This is a genomic window from Cypionkella psychrotolerans, assembly GCF_001294535.1.
GTDB lineage: Bacteria > Pseudomonadota > Alphaproteobacteria > Rhodobacterales > Rhodobacteraceae > Cypionkella > Cypionkella psychrotolerans.
The window spans coordinates 34,518-54,672 of sequence record NZ_LGIC01000018.1; the positions used below are offsets into that span (position 1 = coordinate 34,518).

The following is a 20,155-nucleotide window of genomic DNA, read 5'->3' on the forward strand; positions in this document are numbered from 1 at the left end:
TGAAATCCGTCCTTCAAGCGGCGCTTTAGACCCCGTTTGCGACCTCATGTCACATTCGCGTCAAATGCCCCCTTGCAAGGCAAACCCAAGCGCGGCACCACTTTGGCGCAACCCCGAACACCGCAAAGGAACCACCATGACCAGCCGCCCGAATATCCTGATTGTCATGGTGGATCAGTTGACCGGAACCCTGTTTGACGATGGCCCCGCCGCCTTCCTGCACGCCCCCAATCTGCGCCGCCTCGCCGATCATTCGGTGCGCTTCGCCAATGCCTATACCGCCTCGCCGCTCTGCGCGCCTGCGCGTGCCGCCTTCATGTCCGGTGCCCTGCCCCGCCGCACCCGCGTCTACGACAATGCCGCCGAATTCGCCTCGGATATTCCCACCTACGCCCACCATCTGCGCCGCGCAGGCTATTACACCTGCTTGTCAGGTAAAATGCACTTCGTCGGCCCCGACCAGATGCACGGGTTTGAGGAACGCCTGACCACCGACATCTACCCCGCCGATTTCGGCTGGACACCCGACTACCGCAAACCCGGTGAGCGGATCGACTGGTGGTATCACAATCTGGGCTCGGTCACGGGCGCAGGTGTGGCCGAGATCACCAACCAACTCGAATACGATGATGACGTCTGCCACCAAGCGGTGCAGAAGATCTACGACCTCTCCCGCGGCCTCGATCCCCGTCCATGGTGCCTGACCGCCAGCTTCACCCACCCGCACGACCCCTTCGTCGCCCGCAAGAAATACTGGGATCTTTACAACGACGCACCTGAATTGGAACCGCCAGAACCACGCGCCTACGAAGACATGGACCCGCATTCGCAACGCCTGATGGACGCCTGCGATTGGCGGGGCCTCGAAGTAACGCCAGACCACATCCGCCGCGCCCGCCAAGGCTATTTCGCCAATATCTCCTACGTCGATGCCAAAATCGGTGAGATTTTTGAGGCCCTTGAAGCCGCCCGCCAAGAAGCCATTGTGATCTTCGTCTCCGACCATGGCGAGATGCTGGGCCGCAAAGGCCTGTGGTTCAAAATGAACTTCTTCGAAGGCGCCTCCCGCGTCCCCCTGATGATATCCGCCCCCGGCCTTGAGCCCAAACGCATCGACACGGCGGTATCGACCATCGACCTGACGCCAACCCTTTGCGATCTGGCAGGGATTTCAATGGAGGAAGTCATGCCCTGGACCGACGGCGAAAGCCTGCTGCCTCTGGCCAAAGGCACCCCCCGCACCACCCCCGTGGCGATGGAATACGCCGCCGAAGGCAGCATCACCCCCATGGTCGCGCTGCGTCTGGGCGCATGGAAATACATCCACTGCCCCGCTGACCCCGATCAGCTTTTCGATCTCGCATCGGACCCAGAAGAAAACCTCAATCTGGCAGCCGACCCCCGCGCTGCCGAAGTCCTCGCCCATTTCCAAACCCTCACGCAAGACCGCTGGGACATTCCCGCCTATGACGCCGAAGTCCGCCAGAGCCAAGCCCGCCGCTGGGTGGTCTACGAGGCCCTGCGCAACGGGGCCTATTACCCCTGGGATCACCAACCCCTGCGTGCAGCATCCGAGCGGTATATGCGCAACCACATGGATCTGAACTTGCTGGAAGACAACAAACGCTTCCCGCGCGGGGAGTAACCAAGGCGAATTTCAAAGACGACGAAATTCGTGTGGCGGCGCTGTTGGATTTTAATCTGATACGACTGTATCGGCTCCTCTGTGGAAGCCTCCGGCGGGAGTATTTCGAAAAGAGCAAATCCTATGCAGTTGCTCTTTTCGAAATACTCCCCGCGGAGCGTCCAACCTGAAATCCCACGCAACGCCCCAGACCCATTCGCCGGCAGCGCCGCCGAGAGGGCCCTCGATGGGCCCCGAGGCGGCACCCTGTTTTAGGTTCAGCGCGCGTCGGCCAAGACCCGCTCCGCGCCCTTCCAGCCCATCAGCATGGCGGGCGCGTTGGTGTTGCCTGCGATCAGGTTCGGGAAGGCGCTGGCATCAATCACCCGCAGGCCTTGCACGCCATGCACCTTCAACCCTGCATCCACTACCGACATCGCCGCATCGCGCCCCATCCGCGCGGTGCAACTGGGGTGATAGACGGTGCCAGAGCGTTGGCGGAAATCGGCGATCAGATCTTCATCGCTTTGCACAGCGGGGCCGGGGCGCAGTTCTTCAGCAATCAGGCTCGCCAAAGCAGGCTGCGCCGCGATATGGCGCAGGTATTTCACCGCCGCCAGCATCTCGGCCACATCGTGATCGGTTGAAAACGCGTTGGCGGTGATCACCGGATGTGCCAAGGGATCGGCTGAGTTGATATAGATACGCCCGCGCGAGGTCGGGCGGCAGTTCGAAAGCCCGATCGACAGGCCGGGAAATGGGTCTGGCGTCAGCAAGGGACGTTCCCCGGCCTTCGGCAACAACGTCGAGAACGCCTGCAAATACAACTGCATATTCGGCCGGTCCAAATCGGCACTGGTCTTGAAAAACCCGCCCGCGTGGTTAATCGACTTCGCCAGCGGCCCGCCCCGGGTCAGGAAATACTGCGCGCCGACGAACAGCTTACCCCACCACGGCCGCAGCAAATCGTTGTAGGTCGCGACTTTCATCCGCCATGTGTAGTTGATGCCCTGATGGTCGCTCAGATGGTCGCCGACATTCGGATTGTCGAGCAATACCGGAATATTCAGCCCCGCCAGCAACGCCCCCGGCCCCACGCCTGACAGTTGCAACAACTGCGGCGAGTTGATCGCCCCCCCGGCCAAAATCACCTCGGCATTGCAGCGCAGCGCGCAGCGCACGCCTTCGCGCAGATAGTCCACCCCCACCGCACGCTTGCCTTCAAACAGCACCCGCGTCACCTGTGCGTTTGTGATCACCTGCAAGTTTGACCGCTTCATCGCAGGCCGCAAAAACGCCCGCGCCGCCGAATTGCGCCGAGCATTCTTGATCGTCATTTGATAGGTGCCGGCACCTTCCTGCTCGGCGCCGTTGAAATCGCGGTTATAGGCCAGCCCCGCCTGCCCGCAGGCCTTGATGTAATCGTCAACCAGCCAATGCAGCCCCTTGCGGTTTTCCGAGATAAACAACGGCCCGCCCTTGCCACGCCAATCATCCCCGCCTGCCTCGGTATCCTCCATCGCCTTATAGGCGCTCAGACATTCGTCCCAGCCCCAGCCCGGATTCTCTGCCCCCCATTCGGCGTAATCGTCCTTATGGCCGCGAATATAGACCATCGCGTTGATGCTCGATGACCCCCCCAGCAGTTTCCCCCGAGGCCAGTGATCGCGCTGCCCGTTCAGTCCCGGATCAGGCTCGGTCTGATACATCCAGTTCACCGCCAGATCGTAGAACAACTTGCCGTATCCCAACGGCAGTTGCACAAAAAACCGCCGATCGGTGCCGCCAGCTTCCAGCACGGTGACTTTGTGTTTCCCCGATGCCGTCAAACGCTCGGCCAGCACCGAGCCTGCCGAGCCTGAGCCCACAATGATGTAATCCGTGTCCTGCATATCCGGCCCCTTCGCGCCACACCGGGGGGTGGGCCTTGCGTTTGTAACGGGGCAATGACGCGGCCCCTTGCCAAGATACGACAAAATATGTCGGTATTTCTAAACGCCCCGCTCTTGCATCCCACAACTCTTGCATCCCAGCACCCCCGCCGCCATATTCAGCCTGCGCAGGACGGCCTGCGGCATCTGCACCGCTTCGGGACGGCCCGGTTTGCTAATGAGGGCCCTATGGCTTGGATTTATCTGACAATCGCCGGAGTTCTTGAGGTCGTCTGGGCCTATTATATGAAGAAATCCGAAGGCTTCACCCAACTTACCCCCAGCTTGATCACGCTGGTCGCGATGGCGGCCAGCTTTGGCCTGCTGGCTGTGGCGATGCGCAGCCTACCCTTAGGGACCGCCTACACAATCTGGACCGGCATCGGTGCCGTTGGCGCCTTCATCCTTGGCATCGTGTTCTTGGGTGAGGCTGCGACCCCGATGCGCCTGATCGCCGCCGCGTTGATCGTCAGCGGCTTGGTGCTGATGAAACTGTCAAGCACGCATTAGCGCGCGGTTTTTCGCAGCAAGTTTGCTATGCCTTGGCGCGAATGGGGGTGTCAAATGCGCGTCATGGTGATCGTCAAATCCACCGCAGACAGTGAACTCGGCCTGATGCCCACGCCCGAGGCATGGGCGGCGATGGAGGCGTTCAACGACGAACTCGAAGCCGCAGGCATCACCCGCGCGATGGGTGGGCTAAAGCCATCGAAACTCGGCAAACGGGTTCGCTTTGACGGCACCGGACGCACGATCGCCGATGGCCCCTTCGCCGCCACCAATGAGGTTATCGCGGGCTTCTGGATTTGGGAGGTCAAAGATATGGCCGAGGCGGTGGATTGGGTGACACGCTGCCCCAACCCGATGCCCGGCCTGTCGGAAATCGAAATCCGCCCATTCTATGAGGATGCGGATTTCGCCGATATGTAGCTTACTTGCCCTTCCACACCGGATCGCGTTTTTCCACGAAGGCGCGCGCGCCCTCCAACTGATCCTCGGACGAATAGAGCTTGTCCACCGTCGGCAGCAGCCGCTTTGACACCCGGTTCAGCGCGTCTTGGAAGCGCATATTCTCGGCCTCGCGCACCACTTCCTTGATCGCGGCATAGACCAGCGGCGGTCCAGATTCCAACAGCCGCGCCAGATCCCAAGCCTTCGGCAGCAGATCCGCGGATGAGGTGATTTCCTTCACAATCCCCCAGCGATGCGCTTCCTCGGCATCAAACCAACGCCCGGTCAGCAGCAAATCCATCGCGACGTGATAGGGGATGCGCTTGGGCAGCTTGATGCTGGCGGCATCGGCCACAGTGCCCGAGCGAATTTCCGGCAAGGCAAAGGTCGCGTTGGCCGAACACAGGATCAGGTCAGCCGACAGCGCCAGTTCCAAACCGCCACCGCAGCAAATCCCGTTCACCGCCGCGATCACCGGCTTGTTCAGGTTCGGCAATTCCTGCAAGCCGCCAAAGCCGCCCACGCCGTAATCGCCATCCACCGCGTCGCCCTCTGCGGCAGCCTTCAAATCCCAACCGGGGCAAAAGAATTTCTCCCCCGCCGCGCGCAGAATACATACCCTTAAAGAGTCATCGTCGCGGAAATCACGGAACACCAACCCCATCACCCGGCTGGTTTTCAGGCTGATCGCATTGGCTTTCGGGCTGTCCAGCGTGACCTCCAGAATGGCCCCCTCGCGCCGGGTCTTGATCGGGCCTTCGGTTCGCATTTCCATCTTCAAGCCATCCTTACCAATGCATCCACCGCAACCGCCCCTTCGGGCCGCACGAGGATCGGGTTAATCTCAATTTCTTCCAAACGCGCATCGGCCAGCATCAGATCGCCCAAGGCTACGGCAATCTCGGCCACCGCCTGCATGTCAGCCTTGGTGCGCCCCCGGTAGCCATCCAGCAGCGGCCACAGCCGCAAGCCACGCATTGCCTCCAGCACCTGTGGCACGCTCACGGGCAGGATCAACGTCACCGTATCGGCCAGCACTTCTGCCGTGACCCCGCCCATGCCCAAGGTCAAACTGACGCCATAAATCGGATCACGCCGCAGCCCCAGCAGGATTTCCCCTACCGCGCCCGTCACCATCTCCTCGGCCAGATAGCCCGTGGCCCCCGGCATCTCGGCCTGCCCTTCCAGCGAAGACAGCCCCAAGCGCACCGCCCCCGCTTCGGTCTTATGCGCAAACCCCAGCCCCTTTAAAGCATAGGGCGCGGTCAACCCCGCCGCCCCCGCAACCACCTCGGCCAACGTCCCCGAAACCGCCCGTGGCACCGCGACGCCCGCCTGCGCCAGCAAAGCTTTCCCCTCGGCCTCCGACAACATCCGGCTGTCGCGCGGCGGCAGCGCCTTGGCAGGCCGCCACCCCGAAACGCCCGGAGCCACCTGCGCCGCCTTCACCGCAGCCAGTGCCGTCTCCAGCCCCATCAGCGTCACAACGCCTTGATCCATCAAGGCAATCGCTTGCGCCTCGTCGAAATTCTCGGGCATCGAAGCCACAGGCAAAGCAATCTTGCCGCTGGTTTTCTGCGCCGACACAATAGCCTCCAAGGCAGGCTGATAGCCCGCCGGATCGCAGCGGTCATTCCTCGGCGGGTCGATGATATAGAGGCCCGCGTCGTAAGCCTCTAGCATCGCGGTAAAAACTTCGGTAGTTTTCGGCCCGTCACCCCAGATAAACGTGTGATAATCCAGCGGGTTGGAGATCGTCGGGATTTCGCCCAGCACCTTGAACAACCGGTCATGCGTCGCCTGCGGCACGGGCGGGAAATCAATGCCATAAGGTGCCGCCAAATCCGCCACCAAGCCAGCCTCACCGCCCGAGCACGACAGGCTGCAAATCCGTGAACCAATCTGCGGCCCATGCACATGGAAAATCTTCAAAGTCTCAATCAGTTCCGAAGGCGTATTCACCTCGGCCACGCCGATCTGGCGCAGAAACGCCGACGACGCCGCTCCACCCCCCGCCAAGGATGCGGTATGCGAGGCCGCCGCCGTCCGGCTCAACTCCGTCTTGCCGGACTTAATACAGACAACCCCCTTGCCCCTCGCCCGCGCACGTTCCGCCAAAGCGGCAAAGGCCACCGCATCGTCAATGCCCTCGATATACATCCCCAAGGCGGTCACGCGCGGATCGTCCAACAACGCGCCCGCCAAATCGGCCAAACCCACCACCGCCGCATTGCCCAGACATGCCACATAAGCCACCGGCAAAGCCCGCTTCTGCATACCGAGATTGATCACGATGTTCGAGGATTGGCTGACCAAAGCCACTCCGGTCTGCACCGGAATCCCGCCGTGCTGATCCGGCCAAAGCAGCGCGCCGTCGAGGTAATTGATCACCCCATAGCAGTTCGGCCCCAAAATCGGCATATCGCCAGCCGCCGCGATCAACCGCGCCTGCAACTCCGGCTCGCCAGCCTCGGTCCAGCCAGAGGCAAAGCAAATCGCCCCGCCCGCCCCCATCGCCGCCAGTTCCGCCACCACTTCAATCGTCGCAAACCTGTTGACCCCGATAAACGTCGCATCCGGCGCTGCGGGCAAATCGGCCAGCGAGGCATAGGCCCTCAGCCCGCCAATCTCGGCCTTGGTCGGATGCACCGGCCAAATATCCCCGGCAAAGCCCATCTTGCGGCATTGCTCGATCACGTTCAGCGCCCAACCTGCGCCCAGCACGGCAATGCTGCGGGGTCGCAGCAGGCGGTCAAGATTGGCCATTCACTATCCTTCGGTCTTACCAGCGCGGTCGATGTGGCCCAGATCCCGCTCTGGCCACACCCGATCCCGCACCATCTGTTTCAGCACTTTCACATCCGGGAAACCGCCGCGCTCTTTGCGGTCCCAGATCACCTCACCGTCCAGCGTGATCTGAAACAGCCCGCCCGTCGCCGGGATCAGCGTGACAGAGGCGATGTCCTGCCCGAAGGTAGACAGCAGTTCCTGCGCCATCCAAGCCGTGCGCAAAAGCCAGTTGCATTGCGTGCAATAGCTCAAGGTGATCACCGGCCGCTTGATATCGCTCATAAATCTGGCCTTTCGTTACGCGCCAAAGGGCCGCAACAATTCACGGCTGATGATGTGGCGCTGGATTTCCGAGGTGCCTTCCCAAATACGCTCCACGCGCGCGTCGCGCCAGATGCGTTCCAGCGGCAACTCGTCCATCAGGCCCATACCACCATGAATCTGGATCGCCTCATCGGCGATCATCGCCAGCACTTCGCTGGCCTTCAGTTTCGCCATCGACATATCGGCCTCGGTCACCGAACCCTGATCGTATTTCCAAGCCGCCTCGCGCGTCAGCAATTCCGCCGCTTTCAACTCCATCGCCATATCGGCAAGCTTGAACGAAACGCCTTGGAATTTGCCGATCTGCTGGCCGAACTGCTTACGCTCTGCCGCATAGGAAATCGCATGGCCCAACGCACGTTCCGCACGGCCCAAGCAGGTCGAGGCCACTTGCAGTCGGGTTGCACCCAGCCATTTCCCCGCCACTTCAAAGCCCTTATGGACTTCACCGAGGATCTGGCTGGACGGCAAACGGCAGTCATCAAACTCCAAAATCATGTTGTTGTAGCCGCGATGGCTGACGTTGCGGTAGCCCTCGCGCACGGTGAATCCCGGCGTGCCTTTATCGACCAGAAACGCGGTGATCAGCTTTTTCTTGCCGCGCGGCGTGTCTTCCTCGCCCGTCGCTACCCAGACAATCGCGAAATCCGCGACGTCAGCATGGCTGATGAAATGCTTGGTGCCGTTCAGCACATAGTCGCCGCCATCGGCGCGCGCGAAGGCCTTCATGCTGCGCAAATCTGAGCCCGAGCCGGGTTCCGTCATCGCCTGACAGTCGTGCTTTTCGGCGCGGATGCAAGGGAACAGATATTTCTCGCGCTGCTCTGGCGTGCACGCCAGAAGGATGTTTGAAGGGCGCGCCACACAGTTCCAGTGCAAAGCATAGTTCGCCTTGCCCAACTCTTTTTCATACAAAAGCCACGTCAGGGTATCGAGGCCAGCCCCGCCGACATCCTCCGGCATGTTGGCCGCATAAAGCCCCGCCTCGACGGCTTTTTTGGAGATTTCCTTCATCAGATCATGCCGCAAAACCCCGGTGCGCTCCACCTCGGCCTCATGCGGGAACAACTCGTTCTCCACAAAGGCGCGGGTGGTGTCGATAATCATCTGCTGTTCTTCAGACAGGCCGAAATTCATCTTATTTCCTTACGGATCAACGTTGTAGGTCATGCCATCGACCGCCAGCGCTTGGCCTGAAACCATGCGCGCGCCGTCAGAGGCCAAATAAAGCGCCATCGCCGCCACATCTTCGGGGTCGGTCAGCCGTTTCAAAGCGGTGCCAGAAGCATAGCCTTGGCGCACCGCATCGGGCGTCATGCCCTTGACCGCAGCCTCGGCCTCAATCACCCGGTCAATGCGCGGGCCATTCACCGAACCGGGGCAGATCGCATTGGCGCGGATGCCATGCGGACCCAATTCCATCGCCACGGTTTTCATCAAGCCGATGACGCCCCATTTCGCCGCCACATAGGGCGCGCGGAATGGGTTGCCATAAAGCCCAGCAGTCGAGGACATGAAGATCATCACGCCCTTGCCGGCAGGTTTCATCAGTCTAGCGGCATATTTCGCCGCCAGCATCGCACCATCGAGATTGACGGCAAGACACTGATGCCACGCCGCCAAATCCATATCTTCAATCGCCGCCGTCGGCCCCTTGATCCCGGCATTGGCGCAAAGCACATCCAGCCCGCCCCATTCCGCTGCGATCTGCTCGAACAGCGCCTGCATCCCCGGCTCAAGACTGGCATCGCAGACCGAGCCGCGAATGCCCGGCGGCAATGCGGCCACCATGGCTGCGTCCACATCCGTCACCCAGACGCGATAGCCCGCCCCGGCAAAGGCTTTCGCCATCACCAGACCAATGCCATTCGCGCCTGCGGTGATCAGAACGGTTTTCATTTCTTCTGCCCCACAGCCCGACCTGCACCTTCCGGCAATGGCAGCCCGGCTTGCGCCTCGGCAATCGACTTCAACTTCGCCCAAACCTCAGCCGAGGCAGGCGCCGATTTGCCCGAAGCCATATTCACGTGCAGGCACAACTGCTCAATCGTGGCGACACATTCCTCGCCCTTCATGATCCGCACGAAACTACGGAACCGCTTCTCGTCCGCCGAAATAATCTGCAACGTACCCGTCAGCTTGTCGCCAAGCTTGGCCTCGCCCAGATGCCGGATATGGGTTTCTGCCGAGTAGAACGAGTTCCCCGCCGCCACATAGTCCATCCCAGCCCCGATCAGCCGCAGGAAGGCATCGACGGTTTCCGAGTTGGCGAAGTAGTAACGGCTCTCGGTCATATGGCCATTGTAGTCGATCCATCCCGGCAACACCTGCATCTGCGCCATGACCAGCGGCGCATCCTTCGGGGCGCTGTCGATTTCCGCATGGAACGCCACCGCGCGGGCTGCGTCATGTTCGCGCAGAACCTTGCCCGCGCCCCAGTTGCGATCCTTCAACGCGCGCAGGAAGCCGATCAGGTTGCTGTCGCGAATCCGCTCCAACTCGCGGATCGAGTGCATCCCCGATTGCGCATCGGACTGGCCCGCGATCAGGTCAACCAACGCGTCATTGAACTCGGGAACGTCGGTCAGCTTGGTCCAAGGGGCGGTCAGATACGGCCCGAACTGCGCCATGAAATGCTTCATGCCCGCCTCGCCACCCGCGACGCGATAGGTCTCAAACAGCCCCATCTGGCCCCAGCGCAGACCAAAGCCCATGCGGATCGACTCGTCGATTTCTTCCGTCGTAGCCACCCCATCCTTCACCAGCCACAACGCCTCGCGCCACACCGCTTCCAGGAAACGGTCGGCGATATGGGCGTCGATTTCCTTTTTGATGTGCAGCGGGAACATGCCGATCTCTTTTAGGATCAGCTTGGCATTCTCGATCACTGCAGGGTCAGATTTCGGCGACGGCACCACTTCGGCCAGCGGCAGCAGGTAAACCGGGTTGAACGGATGGGCGACGAAAATCGTCGCCGGATTGGCGGCATTTTCCTGCAACTCGGATGGTTTGAAGCCAGATGTCGAAGACCCGATCGGCGTACCCAATTCCGCCGATTGTTGGATCTGTGCAAACACCCGATGCTTCAGATCCAGCCGCTCTGACACCGATTCCTGAATGTAATGCGCGCCTTCCACGGCTTCGGTGATGGTCTGCGCGAAGGACAGCACACCCTCCTTCGGCATCGGAATGTCACTCAGCGCCGGAAGCGACGCCCGTGCATTCGCCATCACTTCGCTGATCTTGCGCTCTGCCTGCGGATCGGGATCGAACACCGATACATTCCAGCCGTTGAGCAAAAACCGAGCCGCCCAGCCGCCGCCAATAACCCCACCACCAATGATCGCTGCTTTTTTTGTCATGTTATCTCTCTATTCGCACTGGTTTGTTTGGCCGCAACAAGACGGCGGGCCACTTCTCCCTCTCCCACTTAGGGAGAGGGCCGGGGTGAGGGTCTTACTTCGGCAACGGCGCGCGCTTCTCCAGCTTCAGTTTCGCCCGCACTTCAGCCGGTGTGATCACCCGCGCGCCAAGGTTCGAGATGATCGTCACCGCCCGCTCCACCAGTTGCGCGTTGGTGGCGAGCACGCCCTTATCCAGCCACAGGTTATCCTCCAACCCGACGCGCACGTTGCCGCCCGCCAAGACAGAGGCCGCGACATAGGGCATCTGGTTGCGGCCAATCGCAAAGGCGCTCCAATGCCAATCAGCGGGGACATTGTTGACCATCGCAAGGAAGGTGTTCAGATCATCCGGCGCGCCCCACGGCACGCCCATGCACAGCTGCACCAAGGTCGGCGCCGGGATCACGCCTTCGCGCGCAAGCTCTTTCGCCAGCCAGAGATGCCCGGTGTCAAACGCCTCAATCTCAATCCGCACGCCCGCCGCCGTCATCCGCTTGGCCATATCCCGCAACATGCCGGGGGTGTTGACCATCACATAATCGGCCTCGTTGAAGTTCATCGTGCCGCAGTCGAGCGTGCAAATCTCGGGCCGACATTCCACCACATGCGCCACCCGCGCCGTCGCCCCGATCATGTCGGAATGACCCGCCATTTGGTTCATCTTCTCGGTGCCATCAAACAGCAAATCGCCGCCCATCCCCGCCGTCAGGTTCAGCACCACATCGGTGCCGGAATCGCGGATACGCTCCGTCACTTCACGATAAAGCGCCAAATCACGGCTAGGCTTGCCGGTTTCGGGATCGCGCACATGGCAATGCACCACAGCCGCCCCCGCCTTCGCCGCATCAATCGCCGATTTCGCGATTTGCTCAGGCGAGCGCGGCACATGCGGGCTGCGGTCCTGCGTGCCGCCCGATCCGGTGATGGCGGCGGTGATGAAAACTTCGCGGTTCATGGCCAAGGGCATGGGAATCCTCCAATTCGATTGCGGGCAGCATAGCGGGCTTGCAACGCCACGCTTGACGATTTACGCAATAAGCATGGCAAAATCCGCAAAAATCGACACATCCATCTTCGCGCCGCGTCCCGAGCCGCTGACCTTGGCCCTGCTGGTCCTGCCGCAATCCTCCATCCTAGAGGTTGCCTCCACCCTGGACCCGCTCCGCTCAGCCAACCGCCATCTGGGGCATGACGCCTACCGCTGGCGCGTCGTCTCCCCCGATGGCCGCCCGGTCCCGCTGACCTGCGGCATTGAACTGCCCTCCAACGGCCCGCTGTCCGCCGCCGAAGGTGCCGACGCCCTCATCGTCATCGCCGGGTTCCAACAATCCCACTCCGCCACGCAACCCTTGATCCGCGACCTCTCCCGCGCCGCGCCGCGCTTTGCCGCCATCGGCGGCATCGACGCAGGCGCATGGGTGCTTGCCCGCGCGGGCCTGCTGAACGGTTACAAAGCCACCGTCCACTGGGAAGACCTTGAGGATTTCGCCGCCACCCACCCCCAAATCGACGTCGCCCCCGACCGCTTTGTCATCGACCGCAACCGCTTCACCGCAGGTGGTGCCGCCCCCGCCTGCGATCTGATGCTCCACCTGATCCGCGCCCGCCACGGCCCGGTCTTGGCCCTGCAAGTCGCGGCCTCTTTCATCACCACCGCCCGCGACGGCCACGAGCCGCAAATGACCAGCGCAAAGCCCGACCCCCGCCTAGACCCGCGTGTATCCGCCGCCATCGCGAGGATGGAGGCCAGCCTCGACGCCCCCGAAACCACAGCACAAACTGCCGCCGCTATCGGCCTGTCGTCGCGCCGCTTAGAGCAAATATTCCAAGAAAACCTAGGGTTGCCCCCCGCCACCTACGCGCTCACCCTGCGCCTCGCCGCCGCAAGACGCATGATCACCGACACCCGACACCCGCTCGCCGAAGTCGCCCTACGGTGCGGCTTTTCCTCGGCCTCAAGCCTTGCCCGCGCCTTCCGCGCTCAGCTCGGCCTCACCCCCAGCAGCCTGCGCCGCTGACTCCGCTTCCCGCACCACATCCTTCAGCGGCGACAAAATCCGCAACGCCAAATATGTGACCACGCTCAAGATCACCGCAATATCGACCAACCCATAGCCCACCGCAGCGCCCAAAGCCCCGGTGCCCCACAGGCTCGCCGCCGTCGCCGTGCCACGCGCCTGCGCACCCTGCTTCAAGATCGCGCCACCGCCGATAAAGCCGACCCCGGTGATCAGCCCCTCAAGGACCTTAGCTTGCTCCGGGCTGTCCTTGCCCAACACGCCAATCGCGATAATCGCAAAGCCACACGCCGCCATCGCCACCAGCGGAAACGTCCTGATCCCCGCGCTGCGTTCTTCCTTCTCGCGGTTCCAGCCAATCGGCAGCGCCAGCAGATAAGCCAGCACCAGCTTGATCAGATGCGAAGCGGTTTCCTGCGCATCAAACGTCAGGTCGAAAGAACTCATCATCGCCGGACACACTCCTTGGCTGAAACATCCGGCGATAACGCGTTGATCTGGGTTTGGTTCCTACGCCAGTTCCACCAATCCCCGCCCCTTCAGCAAAGGCTCCACCCCCGGCATCCGGCCGCGGAATTTGGTATACAAAACATCCGGCTCCTCCGAGCCCCCCGCCGACAAGATGAACTTCTCCAATCGTGCCGCCACGCCCCGATCAAACGCATCCCCCGCCTCCTCAAAGGCCGCGAACGCATCAGCGTCCATCACCTCCGACCACATATAGCTGTAATAGCCCGAGCTATAGCCATCCCCCGAGAACACATGCGCGAAATGCGGCGTCGCGTGCCGCATCCTGATCGCACGCGGCATCCCCAAAGCCTCCAACACTTCCGCCTGCTTCTGCATCGGATCGGCAGGCGCTGGCCCCTCGTGAAACGCCAGATCGACCATGGCCGACGAGATAAACTCCACCGTCGAGAAGCCCTGATCATAGGTCCCGGCATCCAACAGCCGCTTGATCAGATCGGCAGGCATCGCCGCGCCAGTCTGCCAATGCCGCGCATGCTTTTCCAGCACCTCTGGCACTTCCATCCAGTGCTCATAAAGCTGGCTCGGCAGTTCAACAAAATCACGCGCCACCGACGTGCCAGAGATAAAGCCATAGGTCACATTCGACAGCATCTGATGCAACGCATGGCCAAATTCGTGAAACAAGGTCCGCGCATCGTCATAAGACAGCAGCGCCGGATCGCCCTTGGCAAAGTTGCAAACATTCACCACCACGGGCCGCTGATCGCCGCCCAATTTGCGCTGCGACCGCATCGCCGAACACCAAGCGCCCGAGCGTTTTGATCCCCGCGCAAAGTAGTCCCCAATGAACACCGCGATATGTGCGCCGTCGCGTGTGACCTCCCAGGCCCTTGCATCGGCGTGATAAAGTGGGATGTCCAACTGGCGAAATTCCAACCCAAACAGCCGATTGGCACAATCAAAGCAAGCCGCCAAGATCGCTTCCAACCCCAGATAAGGCTTCAATATCGCCTCATCCAAATCATGCTCCGCCGCCCGCCGCTTCTCAGAATAATACCGCCAATCCCAAGGTTCCAGCGGCCCCGCGATGCCATCCGCGTGCAACCGCGTCTCCAAAAGGCCTGCATCCTCCAAAGCCTTGGCCTTGGCGGGCGCCCAAACCCGCATCAGCAAATCCCGCACCGCAGCAGGCGTCTTCGCCATCTCCGGCTCCAGTTTGTAATCGGCAAAACTGGCATAGCCGAGCAAAGCCGCCCGCTCCGCCCGCAAGGCCAAAATCTCCGCAGCCACCGCCCGATTGTCGGTCGCCCCGCCATTCGCCCCGCGTAAACCCCAAGCCTCATAGGCCTTTTGCCGCAACGCCCGGCGCGGTGAAAACTGCAAAAACGGCACGATCAGCGACCGCGACAGCGTCACCACCGGCCCGGCCGCACCCTTCTCCACCCCCGCAGCACGGGCCGAGGCCACCACAAACTCCGGCAATCCCTCCAGATCAGCCTCTGACAATTCCATGAACCAAGACCGCTCATCCGCCAGCAGGTTCTGGCTGAACTGCGTGCCCAACACCGCCAACCGTGATTTCACCGCCGTCAACCGCTCGGCCTGCTCGCCCTGCAACAACGCGCCCGAGCGCACGAACATCTGCCGATACAGCATTAAAACCCGCAACTGCTCCGCCGAAAGCCCCAAACCTTCCCGCCGCTGCCACAGATCCTCGATCCGCCCAAACAGCGCCGTATTATTTGTCACCTCCGAGGCAAAAGCCGACATCTTCGGCGCCAGATCCATCTGCAACGCCTCGCGCGCCTGCGTCGAATCCGCCCCGGCAAGATTGTAAAACACCCCACCGACCCGGTCCAACGCGCCCTCCGCCAGCTCCATCGCCTCGATAGTATTGGCAAACGTCACCTCAGCCTGCTCGGTAATCGCCGCAATATTCGCCCGCGCCTCGATCAGTGCCGCCTCAAACGCCGGCGCAAAATCCGCGTCCTTAATCTGCGCAAACGGCGGCAGCCCAAATTCCCCATCCCAAGCGCTCAGCAAAACATTCATCGCAAATCTCCTTTGCGCCAAAGCTAGGCACCGCACCCGATAAGGTCCAGCCTAACCATTGCTCTTTTTAAAATACTCCCCGCGGAGCGTCCGCTGCAGGCGTCAAACGCCGCCTCGCAAGCCCAATCCCAACCTGCGCACAAGGCACCCACCGCGCGTAAGCGCTCAAGAGACTTGCGCGGCACGCGCGCAATCAGATCACGCCCCTTACCGCTGATCGCGCGCCTTCAACCGCGCCTCAATCCGCCGCAGCACCAGCGATAACCCCACCGTCATCGTCAGATACAGCAGCGCCACCAGATTATAGGTCTCAAAATAGCGGAAATTCCCCGCCGCCGTGACTTTGCCCAACTGCGTAATATCCGCCACCCCCAGCACAGACACCAAGGACGAATCCTTCACCATCGCCACAAAATCATTGCCCAAAGGCGGCAGGATCATCCGAAACGCCTGCGGAAACACCACGTGCCGGAACCGTTGCCAGCCCGACAACCCCAAAGCCTGCGCCGCCTCGATCTGGCCCTTATCGACCGCCTGCAACCCGGCCCGGAACACCTCGGCCAGAAACGCCGAATAGGCCAAAGTCAGCGCGATAATCGCCCGCCACAACAGCGGAAAATCCCGCGTCTTCACCGGTTCCAACCCCAAATGCGCCGTCAGCCAGTTCCAACCATAAATCGCCCCCGGTGCCGCCACAAACGCCACATACAAAAGCAGCACCATGATCGGCACCCCGCGCACCACCTCAATATAAAACCGCGCCACCTGCCGGATCGCGCGAAACCGCGACAGCCCCGCCAGCGCCAGCAACAGCCCCAACACGCAGGCCATCGCATAAGCCACCACGGTCACAAAAATCGTCAGCCAAATCCCCTTGGCCAGCAACCGCATCGCCGAGGAGTAAACCTCACTCGCCCAAACTTGGTAAAACAGCACAGCCCCGATGCCGCCAAGCGCCACCAGCCACCACGGAAAATCCTGATCTTTCAATGCCTTCATCGGAAATGGCCCCGACACCCGCCGGGGCCGCTCACTTCACTCAGCCTTGTAATCCAAGAACCACTTCTTGTTCAGCGCCTCAAAGGTGCCATCCGCCTTCAATGCCGCAATCCCGGCATTGATCGGCGCTTCCCAGTCTGATCCCTTGGGGAAAATAAACCCGAAATCTTCCGACCCCAGCGGCGCACCCACCAGTTTCAGTCCGCCGTTTGAGGCATCCACATAGCCTTTGCCCGCCGTCATATCGGTCAGCACCGTATCGACATCGCCCGCCTTCAACGCCTCAACACTGGCACCAAAGGTCTCAAACAGCTTGATCCGCGGGTTCGCCTCATTGCCATCCAGCACCGAATACACCGCCGTGTAGAACGGCGTCGTCCCGGCCTGTGCGCCCACCAGCAGATCGGCATTGGCGGCAAAAGTCGCGGCATCGCTGAACCGTGCCTCATCGCCACGCACCAGCATCATGCTTTCCGAGCGCATATAGGGGTCCGAGAAATCGACCTTTTCTTTGCGATCATCCTTAATGGTGATCCCCGTCATCCCCATGTCGAACTGCCCCTCCGACACCGCCGGAATCATCGCATCCCACGAAATATTGGCGTATTTCACCGTGAAATTCAGCCGCTTGGCGAGTTCCGCCACCGCGTCATATTCCCAGCCCACCGCAGCCCCCGATTTGTCAACAAACTGCAACGGCGGATAGGCGTTCTCGGTCACAATGGTGATCTCTTTGCCGCCCAGATCGGGCAAATCGCCCGCAAAAGCTGCAGAAAAAGCCCCAGAAACGCTCAAAGCAAGGCCCGCAAGGGCAGCAGCAATCTTCATATGTGAACTCCCTGTCACAGAGTGGATGCGCGTTTATGACAGTGGCAGGGGGGCGGGGGCAAGGGGGGCAAATATTCTAAATCGGTTGCTTAGCGCAGACCTAAGGTGCCGTTTGTGAGAAGTAATACACTGCATCAGGTCGCCAAAAGATAAAGCCTGCCGGAGCAACGTCAAAGTAAGGTGCCAGCCCTTCATCAGCGAAGCGTCCAGCAATCATCTCAGAATCCGCTTCGCCTTCAATGGTCAGCAAATTCTGCGAAGCCACAACATCGTCAAAATGCTTCAACGTATTTGCTTTCGCAAACTCAAGCGGATCCTTTAGATCGCCCTCTACCTTATAGACGTGAATATCGTGATCAACGCCAAAGGTTCTGATCCGCCAAATGCCCTCCGGTGAAATCCACCACTGGACAGTGTCCGGCACATGAGAACTGCCAGCCACGGCATATTCGACGTTGTTTGCGTAGCTGCCGCTCACAGAAAGGACTGTAACGAAAAGTACGCCATCTGACGGCCTTGGCGCTGCCACAGCCATGACTGGCCAAAGGATGAAAAGAAATCCAAGCGCCGTAATCCTCTGTAAGACAATCCGAACGACTGACACAGCCAATCACCTCTATTTGTCATAACAACAGTAACCCAGAAAAGATGAACGGGCGGTAAATTTCTGCCTCCTTTTGACCTGTGCATCCCCGCACATCCTGTCACCAAATCCCCGCCACTCCGCCCCATTGCGCCAGCCCTCCCCCGGCCTCATCTTCCCTATAACCACAGGAGGCGCCGATGCCCAAACTTCCCACCTATTTCATCTCCCACGGCGGTGGCCCCTGGCCTTGGCTGCCAAACATGCGGCAGATGCTCGCCAGTTTGGAGATCTCGCTCGCCCGGATGCCCGCGGAGATCGGCACCACCCCGAAAGCCATCCTGATGATTTCCGGCCATTGGGAGGAAGACGATTTCGCCGTGATGTCCGCAGCTCGCCCCGGCATGCTCTATGATTACGGCGGCTTCCCGCCCGAGACCTATAAAATCACCTACCCCGCCCCCGGCGCACCAGAACTGGCCCAGCGCACCGCCGATCTGATTAAATCCGCAGGCCTGCCCACCCACCTAGATCCCAAGCGCGGCTTTGATCACGGCACTTTCGCGCCCGCCTATGTGATGTATCCCAATGCCGAAATCCCAATCTTCCAAGTCTCGCTGCAACACAGCTACGATCCCGCCACCCATTTCGCCCTCGGCCGCGCGATAGCCCCGCTGCGCGATGAAGGCGTGTTGATCGTCGGTTCCGGCCTCAGCTACCACAACCTGCGCCTGTTCGGCCCCGGCGCCAAAGCCCCCTCCGCCGCTTTCGATGCTTGGCTGTCAGACATCATGGCTCTGCCCGGCGGCCAACGCACCAAAGCCTTGCTGGATTGGGAAAACGCCCCCTCCGCCCGCATCTGCCACCCACAAGAAGACCATCTCGTGCCGCTGTTCGCCGCATTAGGTGCTGCCGAAAACGAAGGCGCCACCATGGTCTATCACGACAAAAATGTCTTCGGCGGTGTTACCGCCTCCAGCTACCGTATTGGTTAAGACGCCTGCGGGGGCTGGGTTAAACTCAGTCCCCGCTACGCGCTAAATCAGCCACTGCGCCAAAATCATCGGCGCGCCCGACACGGCCCAACTGCCCGCATCGACCAAGCGGCTAACGGGTCCCAACTTCTTGAAAGCATTGTTGGAATATCCCATCACGATGAAGGCCACGATGCCCAAAACCAGAGGCCCTCAAAGTCCGCGCGCCATCATCACGCCAACGAACAACCCATAGAGCACCAGCACCAGCGAGCCAAACGCTGGCCCCATCGGATCGCCGGGCGCATGCTGCACTTTGGCCGAGGCGCTCCACGCCGGATAATACCCCTTCGGCGAATACCAAAACCACCCGGCAATAAAGGCGGCGATGACCCCCACACCCAGCCAATCCACCCCCTCGAACATAACGACCTCCCCGATTCGGCCATCTTAGTTGAGAATGGTTAACCCGCCGCAAATGGCAAAACATATTGCCCTGTTCTGTATCGGCTCACACCCTTTTCCATTCGCCAATTTCTCAGATCCCAAGAAATTTCCACAGCGCCTTCAATGCCTTACCCCACACACCGCGCAATCCGCCCGTGATTTCACCCCAATCACCCGCGTCTCACCATACAGCGCATCGTGGATCAGCAACCGCCCCCGCAGCGGCTCCCCCGCCCCGGTGATCAGCTTCACCGCCTCCATCGCCATCATGCTGCCAATCACCCCCGGCAAAGGGGCCGCCACCCCAGCCTCGGCACAAGTTGGCACCGTGCCCGACGCTGGCCTCACCGGGAAAACGCATTCATAACAAGGGCTTCCCTTCACTGGATCGTAGACCGAAAGCTGCCCCTCCCACTGCGTGATCGCCGCCGCCACCAAGGGCTTGCCCGCCGCCACGCATAACCGATTGACCAAATACCGCGTGTCAAAATTGTCCGAGCCATCCAGCACCAGATCATATTCCGCGATCAACCCGCCCGAGGCCGCATCCAACCGCCGCATATAAGGCTTCACCACAATATAAGGGTTCAACGCCCGCATCGCGATTTCCGCCGAACGCACCTTATCCATGCCAATGCGTTGATCGCTATGAATAATCTGCCGCTGCAAATTACTAGGATCAACCGTGTCATCGTCGATCACCCCAATCTCGCCCACCCCCGCCGCCGCGAGATACAAAAGAACCGGAGAGCCCAACCC

20 protein-coding genes are annotated in these 20,155 nt (G+C 60.9%); 5 read left to right on the forward strand and 15 right to left on the reverse strand.

Features of this window, described 5'->3' with window-relative positions; translation table 11 throughout:
- Positions 1-136 precede the first annotated feature (136 nt).
- Positions 137-1,645, forward strand: a complete 1,509-nt coding sequence (betC, locus tag AKV04_RS04335; protein WP_054005247.1) for a choline-sulfatase — start codon at positions 137-139, stop codon at positions 1,643-1,645.
- A 257-nt stretch (positions 1,646-1,902) separates the two neighbouring features.
- On the opposite strand, the gene AKV04_RS04340 is transcribed toward betC, so the two are convergent.
- Complete coding sequence (locus tag AKV04_RS04340) at positions 1,903-3,516, reverse strand: GMC family oxidoreductase (RefSeq protein WP_054005248.1); 1,614 nt, start codon at positions 3,514-3,516, stop codon at positions 1,903-1,905.
- A 228-nt stretch (positions 3,517-3,744) separates the two neighbouring features.
- Between AKV04_RS04340 and sugE the strand changes: the two genes are divergently transcribed.
- Positions 3,745-4,065 carry a quaternary ammonium compound efflux SMR transporter SugE gene (gene sugE, locus AKV04_RS04345; protein WP_054005249.1) on the forward strand — a complete coding sequence of 107 codons (321 nt, stop codon included), beginning with the start codon at positions 3,745-3,747 and terminating at the stop codon, positions 4,063-4,065.
- A gap of 54 nt (positions 4,066-4,119) precedes the next feature.
- Positions 4,120-4,485, forward strand: a complete 366-nt coding sequence (locus AKV04_RS04350; protein WP_054005250.1) for a YciI family protein — start codon at positions 4,120-4,122, stop codon at positions 4,483-4,485.
- Position 4,486: 1 nt separating this feature from the next.
- Here AKV04_RS04350 and AKV04_RS04355 read toward each other — a convergent pair whose 3' ends face one another.
- The 7 genes from AKV04_RS04355 to AKV04_RS04385 all read right to left on the reverse strand — a co-directional run bounded on the left by AKV04_RS04355 (position 4,487) and on the right by AKV04_RS04385 (position 11,991).
- On the reverse strand, positions 4,487-5,281 hold the full coding sequence (locus AKV04_RS04355; protein WP_054005251.1) for a carnitinyl-CoA dehydratase: 795 nt from the start codon (positions 5,279-5,281) through the stop codon (positions 4,487-4,489).
- Between the two features lie 2 nt (positions 5,282-5,283).
- Positions 5,284-7,272: an acetate--CoA ligase family protein gene (locus AKV04_RS04360; RefSeq protein ID WP_054005252.1), complete on the reverse strand. Its 1,989-nt coding sequence runs from the start codon at positions 7,270-7,272 to the stop codon at positions 5,284-5,286.
- A 3-nt stretch (positions 7,273-7,275) separates the two neighbouring features.
- On the reverse strand, positions 7,276-7,578 hold the full coding sequence (locus AKV04_RS04365) for a SelT/SelW/SelH family protein (RefSeq protein ID WP_054005253.1): 303 nt from the start codon (positions 7,576-7,578) through the stop codon (positions 7,276-7,278).
- Positions 7,579-7,593: 15 nt separating this feature from the next.
- Positions 7,594-8,757: an acyl-CoA dehydrogenase family protein gene (locus tag AKV04_RS04370; RefSeq protein WP_054005254.1), complete on the reverse strand. Its 1,164-nt coding sequence runs from the start codon at positions 8,755-8,757 to the stop codon at positions 7,594-7,596.
- A 9-nt stretch (positions 8,758-8,766) separates the two neighbouring features.
- Positions 8,767-9,519 (reverse strand): SDR family oxidoreductase, encoded by a 753-nt coding sequence (locus AKV04_RS04375; RefSeq protein ID WP_054005255.1) that lies wholly within the window; start codon positions 9,517-9,519, stop codon positions 8,767-8,769.
- Positions 9,516-10,982, reverse strand: a complete 1,467-nt coding sequence (locus tag AKV04_RS04380; RefSeq protein WP_054005256.1) for a carnitine 3-dehydrogenase — start codon at positions 10,980-10,982, stop codon at positions 9,516-9,518. The genes AKV04_RS04375 and AKV04_RS04380 overlap by 4 nt, the downstream gene beginning before the upstream one ends.
- 94 nt (positions 10,983-11,076) lie before the next feature.
- The gene (locus AKV04_RS04385) at positions 11,077-11,991 is read right to left on the reverse strand and encodes a BKACE family enzyme (RefSeq protein ID WP_054005257.1); all 915 of its coding nucleotides are present in this window, start codon (positions 11,989-11,991) and stop codon (positions 11,077-11,079) included.
- Between the two features lie 73 nt (positions 11,992-12,064).
- Here AKV04_RS04385 and AKV04_RS04390 point away from each other — a divergent pair, with 73 nt between their 5' ends.
- Positions 12,065-13,042 (forward strand): GlxA family transcriptional regulator, encoded by a 978-nt coding sequence (locus AKV04_RS04390; protein WP_054005258.1) that lies wholly within the window; start codon positions 12,065-12,067, stop codon positions 13,040-13,042.
- Here the strand turns inward: AKV04_RS04390 and AKV04_RS04395 are convergent.
- From AKV04_RS04395 to AKV04_RS04415, 5 genes are all read right to left on the reverse strand, one after another.
- Positions 12,980-13,489 carry an MgtC/SapB family protein gene (locus tag AKV04_RS04395; protein ID WP_054005259.1) on the reverse strand — a complete coding sequence of 170 codons (510 nt, stop codon included), beginning with the start codon at positions 13,487-13,489 and terminating at the stop codon, positions 12,980-12,982. The genes AKV04_RS04390 and AKV04_RS04395 overlap by 63 nt on opposite strands.
- A gap of 63 nt (positions 13,490-13,552) precedes the next feature.
- Positions 13,553-15,565 (reverse strand): M3 family metallopeptidase, encoded by a 2,013-nt coding sequence (locus AKV04_RS04400; protein ID WP_054005260.1) that lies wholly within the window; start codon positions 15,563-15,565, stop codon positions 13,553-13,555.
- A 207-nt stretch (positions 15,566-15,772) separates the two neighbouring features.
- Positions 15,773-16,564, reverse strand: coding sequence for an amino acid ABC transporter permease (locus AKV04_RS04405; protein ID WP_054005261.1), 792 nt, complete (start codon positions 16,562-16,564; stop codon positions 15,773-15,775).
- A 36-nt stretch (positions 16,565-16,600) separates the two neighbouring features.
- Entirely contained in the window at positions 16,601-17,392 is a 792-nt protein-coding gene (locus tag AKV04_RS04410; protein ID WP_054005262.1) for a transporter substrate-binding domain-containing protein, read from the reverse strand.
- A 100-nt stretch (positions 17,393-17,492) separates the two neighbouring features.
- Positions 17,493-17,996, reverse strand: coding sequence for a hypothetical protein (locus AKV04_RS04415; protein ID WP_162232831.1), 504 nt, complete (start codon positions 17,994-17,996; stop codon positions 17,493-17,495).
- Between the two features lie 179 nt (positions 17,997-18,175).
- Here AKV04_RS04415 and AKV04_RS04420 point away from each other — a divergent pair, with 179 nt between their 5' ends.
- A complete protein-coding gene (locus AKV04_RS04420) occupies positions 18,176-18,970 on the forward strand; it encodes a DODA-type extradiol aromatic ring-opening family dioxygenase (RefSeq protein WP_054005264.1) in 795 nt (264 codons plus the stop codon).
- Positions 18,971-19,162: 192 nt separating this feature from the next.
- On the opposite strand, the gene AKV04_RS04425 is transcribed toward AKV04_RS04420, so the two are convergent.
- Both AKV04_RS04425 and AKV04_RS04430 read right to left on the reverse strand, forming a co-directional pair.
- The gene (locus AKV04_RS04425) at positions 19,163-19,375 is read right to left on the reverse strand and encodes a hypothetical protein (protein WP_054005265.1); all 213 of its coding nucleotides are present in this window, start codon (positions 19,373-19,375) and stop codon (positions 19,163-19,165) included.
- A 141-nt stretch (positions 19,376-19,516) separates the two neighbouring features.
- On the reverse strand, positions 19,517-20,155 hold a 639-nt coding region (locus tag AKV04_RS04430; protein ID WP_202905562.1), incomplete at its 5' end, for a HesA/MoeB/ThiF family protein.